The sequence below is a fragment of the Mycobacterium sp. genome (assembly GCF_032161845.1).
Lineage (GTDB): Bacteria > Actinomycetota > Actinomycetes > Mycobacteriales > Mycobacteriaceae > Mycobacterium.
The window spans coordinates 1-7,136 of record NZ_JAVRQA010000146.1 but is presented as its reverse complement, the minus strand read 5'-3'; the positions used below and the strand labels follow the sequence as shown (position 1 = coordinate 7,136).

General features: G+C 66.7%; 7 protein-coding genes. 1 reads left to right on the top strand and 6 read right to left on the bottom strand.

Translation table 11 applies throughout. From position 1 onward, the window contains the following. The 3 genes from QOD90_RS08635 to QOD90_RS08625 all read right to left on the bottom strand — a co-directional run. Positions 1-505, bottom strand: a 505-nt coding sequence (locus tag QOD90_RS08635) for a TetR/AcrR family transcriptional regulator (RefSeq protein ID WP_526348645.1), incomplete at its 3' end; no start/stop codon positions are given. 149 nt (positions 506-654) lie between these two features. Beyond that, positions 655-948 (bottom strand): DUF3017 domain-containing protein, encoded by a 294-nt coding sequence (locus QOD90_RS08630; protein WP_526348643.1) that lies wholly within the window; start codon positions 946-948, stop codon positions 655-657. Further along, a complete protein-coding gene (locus QOD90_RS08625; RefSeq protein ID WP_526348641.1) occupies positions 945-1,802 on the bottom strand; it encodes a bifunctional methylenetetrahydrofolate dehydrogenase/methenyltetrahydrofolate cyclohydrolase in 858 nt (285 codons plus the stop codon). The genes QOD90_RS08630 and QOD90_RS08625 overlap by 4 nt, the downstream gene beginning before the upstream one ends. A 26-nt stretch (positions 1,803-1,828) precedes the next feature. On the opposite strand from QOD90_RS08625, the gene QOD90_RS08620 reads away from it, so the two are divergent. After that, on the top strand, positions 1,829-3,016 hold the full coding sequence (locus tag QOD90_RS08620; RefSeq protein ID WP_526348639.1) for an NADH:flavin oxidoreductase: 1,188 nt from the start codon (positions 1,829-1,831) through the stop codon (positions 3,014-3,016). Positions 3,017-3,051: 35 nt separating this feature from the next. On the opposite strand, the gene QOD90_RS08615 is transcribed toward QOD90_RS08620, so the two are convergent. The 3 genes from QOD90_RS08615 to QOD90_RS08605 all read right to left on the bottom strand — a co-directional run. Then, a complete protein-coding gene (locus QOD90_RS08615; RefSeq protein ID WP_526348637.1) occupies positions 3,052-3,582 on the bottom strand; it encodes a hypothetical protein in 531 nt (176 codons plus the stop codon). Positions 3,583-3,616: 34 nt separating this feature from the next. Further along, complete coding sequence (locus QOD90_RS08610; protein WP_526348635.1) at positions 3,617-6,913, bottom strand: helix-turn-helix transcriptional regulator; 3,297 nt, start codon at positions 6,911-6,913, stop codon at positions 3,617-3,619. Position 6,914: 1 nt separating this feature from the next. Then, on the bottom strand, positions 6,915-7,136 hold a 222-nt coding region (locus tag QOD90_RS08605; protein WP_526348633.1), incomplete at its 5' end, for a hypothetical protein.

Here is a 7,136-nt window from a genome sequence, read left to right as displayed (position 1 = left end):
CGGCCAGGCCGTCACGAAGGAGGGTGGTGATCGACCGCGGCGGATCAGCCGTCGCATAGGCATCCATCGCCGTCTCGACGACGGCCCGCATCACGGCAGCGACTAGTCGCGGATACATGTCGACGGCGGGGTCGGTGCCCGTCCGCTCGGCGATGGTGACCACCCACTCGTCGAAGAGTTCCTTGGTGAGCGCTGCACGAATCGCAGGTTCCAGCAGCAGCTTTCGGAGGTCGACCAGTTGCTTGCGAGAAGGTAACGCCCTGCCAACGCCTTCGCTCTCGAGCGGTTCGAGCAGCGCCTCGGTGATCGCGGACCACAGGGGTTCCTCGCTGGGTCGCGTCCGAAGCAGCGCGATGCTCCTGCGAATTCGATCGAGCTGCCGGTACGCGATGGCCTCGTACTTGCCTGCAAAGTAATTGGTGAAAGTGCGCAGCGATACGCCCGCACGATTGGCGATGTCCTCTCGGGTGACGTTGTCGAGGCCCACCTCGAAGGCCAACTCCATTGCCGCGTCGCTCAATGCCCTACGAGTGTCTGCCTTCTTGCGCTCGCGCAGGCCGGGGGCGGCTTCGATGGACACAGTGTCACCGTACGGAAATATTGCCCGGTGGGCAAGATTGCCCGGTGGGCAATTACTTGAAGATGAGCCGAGTGCTAGCTGGTGCCCAGCGGATCGATGGTCAACGCGATGTAGACCAGCGCAGCGCTGACGGTTGCGGTAGTGGCGATGTCGATCGTCCGCGACCGCACCACCAGCAGCCCGGCCCGGTCGTCGGTCAACGCCAACCGCATCGCGGCCGCAACGCCGACGCCGATCGCCAACACCAGGGCTCCGCGGCGCCAATAGCCCGCCACCACCAGTCCGAACGCGGCGAGCAAGAACAGCCCAACCGTGAGGATCGGCCATTGACCCGCGAACACCTTGTGCGCGAATTCCCTTGGCGTCACCCTAGCTTCGCCTCGTCGAGCTCGACCACGTTGGTCAGCAGGAACGCTCGCGTCAACGGGCCGACGCCACCCGGGTTGGGCGACACATGGCCTGCGACCTCCCACACGCCGGGATGGACGTCGCCGACGAGCTTGCCCGCCTCGTCGCGGCTCACTCCGACGTCGACCACTGCGGCGCCTGGCTTCACCATGTCGGGGGTCACCATGTGCGGCACGCCGACCGCCGCGATGATGACGTCGGCCTGCCGCGTCAGCGCAGGGAGGTCGCGAGTACCGGTGTGGCACAACGTCACCGTGGCGTTCTCGGACCGTCGCGTCAACAACAGGCCCATGGGCCGTCCGACCGTCACGCCGCGCCCGATGACCACGACGTGCGCTCCGGCGATCGGCACGTCGAATCGGCGAAGCAGATGGACGATCCCACGCGGAGTGCACGGCAGCGGGGCCGCCTCGTTGAGCACCAGCCGGCCCAGATTGGTCGGATGCAGACCGTCGGCATCCTTGGCGGGGTCGATGCGTTCCAGCGCCGCGTTCTCGTCGAGCTGTTTCGGCAGCGGCAGCTGCACGATGTAACCGGTGCACTCCGGATTGGCGTTCAGCTCGTCGATGGTCTCGTTGAGCTCCGCCTCGCTGATGTCGGCAGGCAAGTCGCGACGGATCGAGTTGATCCCGACCTTCGCGCAGTCGGCATGCTTGCCCCGCACATAAGCCTGAGAACCCGGATCATCGCCGACGAGCACCGTGCCGAGCCCCGGCCTCCTCCGTCCTGCGGCGGTCAACGCCGCCACCCGCAGCCTGAGGTCGACGAAGATTTCGTCGCGCGTGGTCTTGCCGTCCAACGTCATCGCACCCACGGCAGCCAGTCTGGCATGCTCACCCTATGAACACTCAGCCCAATGTGTTCACCCCGGCCAAGCTCGGCCCGGTGACGCTACGCAATCGCATCATCAAGGCGGCGACCTTCGAAGCGTCGACCCCCGATGCCCTGGTCACCGATGACCTGATCAACTACCACCGCCTGCCAGCAGCGGGCGGCATCGGGATGACCACGGTCGCGTACTGCGCGGTGTCCCCTGGTGGCCGAACAGATGGGTGGCAACTCTGGATGCGGCCGGAAGCCGTGCCTGGATTGCGTCGCCTGACGGATGCGATTCACGCCGAGGGTGCGGCGATCAGCGCCCAGATCGGCCATGCCGGCCCCGTCGCCAACTCGCGCACGAACAAGGCCAAGGCATACGCCCCGGTGCGGTTCTTCAACCCACTGTCGATGCGGTTCGCCAAGAAGGCCAGCCACGGCGACATCGACGACATCACGGCCGCTCACGCAAACGCCGCCCGGCTGGCGATCGAGTCCGGCTTCGACGCCGTCGAGATTCATCTGGGCCACAACTATCTGGCGAGCTCGTTCCTCAGTCCACTGATCAACCGACGCAGCGACGAGTTCGGCGGATCGCTCTCCAACCGCGCCAAGGTGGCCCGCGGACTCGTGAGGGCCGTCCGGCAAGAGGTCGGTGATCGGATCGCGGTGACGGCGAAGCTCAACATGTCCGATGGCGTCCGGGGCGGCATCTCCCTCGAGGAATCCCTTCAGACCGCGAAGTGGCTGGAGGAAGACGGTGGCCTCGACGCCCTCGAACTCACCGCGGGCAGCTCGCTGCTGAACCCCCTGTACCTCTTCCGCGGCGACGCGCCCATCAAGGACTTCGCGAACGCGTTCAAGCCCCCGCTGCGGTGGGGCATCCGCATGACCGGCAAGAAGTTCCTTCGCGAATACCCGTACCGCGAGGCCTACCTGTTGGATCAGGCCAAGCAGTTCCGCGCCGAGCTCACGATGCCGCTGATCCTGTTGGGCGGGATCACCAATCGCGAGACGATGGACCTCGCGATGGCCGAGGGCTTCGACTTCGTCGCGATGGGTCGCGCGCTACTCGCCGAGCCCGACCTGATCAATCGCATCAAGGACGACGGGTCGGAGCACTCGGTGCGGTCGTTGTGCACGCACTGCAACAAGTGCATGGCCACCATCTACAGCCAAACCCATTGTGTAGTCACGGGTTCGCCGTATTAATTCCCCGGTCGCTGCGCTCCTGCCCGCCGTATTGATCAGCCGTGGCCCACCTCAGCGGGTAGCGGTGGTGGGAGAGGCGTCGACGGCGTGACGGTCTCTGGCGCCGCACTCGGCTGAGTTGGTGCGGCTGGCGCCGACGGAGCGGCGGACGACGGCGCCGCGGAGCCAGGCGCCGACCCGTGGAAGTCCACCATCGGTTCGCGGCGGATCTGCTGGCTGCCGGTGCTGATGACCAGGGCGGCCGCCGTGACGGTATAGGTGATCCCGTCGTTCTCGGCGACGTAGCCGCGGTCGGTCGTCGTGGCGGCCAGGATGAGCCGAGCACCGTCACTGACCCGGACACCCCGGTACTGGTACTGGCCGGACGCGGCGTCCTTGCAGATCGCCACGCGCGAGCTCGACGTGGAGCCGAAGGCGACCGCGGTGCTCGGCGGGGCGCACCGCGCGGTGGAGTCGACGAAGCCACGTTCATCGGTGGTGGGCGCTGCGATGGCAATCGGCGGCGCGCTGGCGAGGACGGCAAGGACGGCCAACGCCCCGAGGCATTCATACCGGTGTGACCACACGCAACCATCGTCGCACCATCTGGCGGATTCGAGCTCAGGCGTGCCGCGCCGCTTCCTGGACCAGTTGCACACGCGACGTCAGGCCGAGTTTGGTGTAGACGTGCGTGAGGTGGGTCTGGACGGTCCGCGGCGACACGAACAGGCGCGTGGCGGTCTCGGCGTTGGTAAGGCCATCGGTCACCAGCGCAACCACGTCGCGCTCGGCGGGCGTGAGCGATTCCCAACCGTCCGCGGGCCGGTTGCGCCCTCCGTAGCCGCGCTGCGCAAAGGCGATCGCCTCCTCGACGGATAGCGTCGACGCCTCCGCCCACGCGGAGTCGAAGTCTGCTTCTCCCAGCGCATTCCGCGAGAGTTCGACGGCAGCGTCGACGTTCGCTTGCAAGAACGCGTATCGGACCTCGCCGGTGACGTTCCGAACGGCACCAGCCGCGCCGAACAGGCGGGCCGCGTTCAGATGATTGCCGCCGGCCGAGGCAAGGCGGGCCAGACAGTCCAGCGCATCCGGAAGGCGCAGGTAAGCCCGGAGTTTCGCGAAGATCCCCAGCGCTTCCCGAGCATCGCGCCCGGCCTGTTGCAGTTCACCCTGGGCCAGCGCAACCTGGGCGCGCGCAGTAAGGGCCACCGCGCGATGCCAGCCGGGCACCACTGCGACGGTGTCGTCGGCCCACCGACGAGCGGCCACCAGATCACCACATGCCAGTGCAGCTTCCGCCATCGGGGCGAGGCTTCGAGCGAAGAGCTCCCGCTGGGGTGCGACATATCGCATGGCGGCCTCGCAAGCGGTCTTCGCCGCCACGGCGTCACCCGCTGCCAGCGCGGCGTTCGCGAACGTGATGTGAACGCCGTCCTCGTGGAACCCGCCCATCGTCGCGGCGGCATTCAGCGCCCTTTCCGCAGCGGCTCGCGCTTCCATGGCGTGCCCTTGATACGCCAATGTCTGCCCCTGCACGATGAGCGCCAGCACCGTGGTGCCCAAGTCGCGGGCAGCCCTGCCCTCGGCAACCGGTTCGGCAATCTCCGTCGCGGCGTCGGCGAGGCGGCCCAGTATCATCAGGTTGATCCCCGCCCACACCGCAGATTGCCGCGCCAACCACGCGTCGCCGTGCGCGTCGGCGACGTCTCGGCCTTCCCTGGCCGCCGCAAGGCCACCGGCGGGATTACCGGCAACGGACCGGATGAATCCTTGGTACGAACGGATGAGGCACAGCGTCGACCAATCGCCCGACTGCCGCAGCAGGTCGATCGCCTCGCTGCAGAACACCTCACACCGCTCTGGAGTGTAGAAGGTGAGCGCTCCACACGCCGCCAGGGTCACTGCGATGAGGGCGGGATCGCCGAGCTCACGAGCTCGTGCCAGCGCCTCCTGCGCACGGTCCAGGCTCACCGACTCCCCGGCCCGCGCCGCAAGCGTGCCGTTGTCCGCCACTGCCCGCACCCATACCGCGGATTCCACGTCGTCGTCGCGGTAGCGCGCGTCGGCGAAAACGCCGCCAAATGCTGCCAGTCCCTCCCGCATCCGACCACGCATCATCCAGAAGGACTGGAGCGCAGACGCGAGGACGAGCGCGGACTCGAAGTCCTCCAACTCGCAGCTCCACGTGTAAGCGGCCCGCAGATTGTCGATGTCGGGTTCCGCCCAGGCGACCAAACGTTCATTCGCACCAGTTCCCTCGACCGCGAAGGTGACTGCCGTCGCCGTGTAGTGGTCACGATGCCGCAGCCGGACGGCGTCGGTCTCGCCGGACTCGCCGAGCCTTTCCATGGCGTACTGCCGCATCGTCTCCAGTAGCCGGTACCGCATCCCGCTGGACGCATCCTCGGCAACGACGAGGGACTTGTCGACCAACAGGCTGAGCTGATCGAGGAGCTGATAGCTCTCGTTCACGGAGGCACCGCCGACGGCCTGCGCGGCCTCGAGGTCGAAGCCGCCCATGAACACCGCGAGCCGACGGAAGAGGGTCCGCTCGGGCTCGGTCAGCAGAGCATGCGACCAATCGACCGAGGCGCGCAACGTCTGTTGGCGACGAACGGCCGAGCGCGCACCTCCGGTGAGCAGTCGAAATCGATCATTGAGGCTGTCCGCGATCTGAGCCAGCGACAGCGATCGAACTCGCGCGGCGGCCAGTTCGATCGCCAACGGCATCCCGTCGAGACGTCGACAGATCTCTTCCACGACTGCGCGATTGTCATCGCCGAGAGTGAAGCCCGGTCGCCCTCGGGTCGCGCGGTCGGCGAACAGTTCGACGGCCTCGTCGGCGAGCGACAGCGACGGCACCCGCCAAGTCACCTCGCCTGCGACACCGAGCGTTTCGCGGCTCGTTGCCAGGATCGTCAGATGCGGACAGGCGTTGAGCAGCTCGATGATCAACTCACCGGAAGCGTCGAGCAGATGCTCGCAGTTGTCGAGCACGATCAACAACGTCCGGTCGCTGATGAACCGGATGATGGTGTCCACCGTCGACCGGCCCGGCTGATCGGGAAGTCCGACGGTTCGCGCGACCGTAACCGGCACCGCCTCGGGGATGGTGACGGGCGAGAGGTCGACGTAGCATATCCCGTCATCGAATTCGCTTACCAGGCGCGCGATTTCGATCGCCAGACGTGTCTTGCCCGCTCCTCCCGCTCCACTGAGGGTGACGAGACGGTTGTCGGCCAACAGGCGCCGTACATCGTCGACCTGAACGCTTCGGCCGACGAATCTGGTGAGTTGCGTCGGTAAGCCAAGCGCGCGAACGGGATTGGCCACCCGGAGCGGCGGGAATTCGTTGTGCAGGTCGGGGTGACACAGCTGAGTCACCTGTTCTGGTCGGGGGAAGTCGCGCAACGGGTGTGTGCCTAGATCCGCGAGCCAGGCATCTTCGGGCAACGTATCCGTCACCAATCCCTCGGTGATTCTGGACAGCACCGTCTGCCCGCCATGGGCCAAGTCCCGCAATCGGGCGGTGCGGTTGATGGTCGGGCCGATGTAGTTGGACTCGTCGCGCAGTTGCACCTCGCCGGTATGGATGCCGATGCGCAACCGGATCGGCGCAAGCGGCGCCTTCTGCACGTCCAATGCGCACGCCACCGCATCGCTGGCGCGGCCGAAGGCGATGACGAAGCTGTCACCCTCACCCTGTTCGATCGGGCGCACCCCGTGATGGGCGTCCACCAGGCGCGCCAAGGTGCGGTCGAGGTTGGCGAACGCTTCGGTCATCTCCTCGGGCCGGGTCTCCCACAACCGAGTTGAGCTTTCGACGTCGGCCAGCAGCAACGTCACCGTTCCGGTCGGTACCAGTTCGCTCACGCCCAGGTCGCTCCAGTTCAACGACACCGCGTCGATTTCGCTCATGCTAGCCACCCTGCGGCGCACATGACCCGCAAACATCGGCGTAGACGCGTAGATCGCGCAGGGGACCCGTCGTATCTACGACCCCCTGCCGGCGTTTTCTACGCGGTGCGACCGATGGACTTGGGCCCGCGGGATCGGATTCTCGAGTCAACCGACCCGAGGAGACCACCATCACCACCGACACCACATCCATCAGCAATTGCCCGACGGTCTTCGAGGCCGG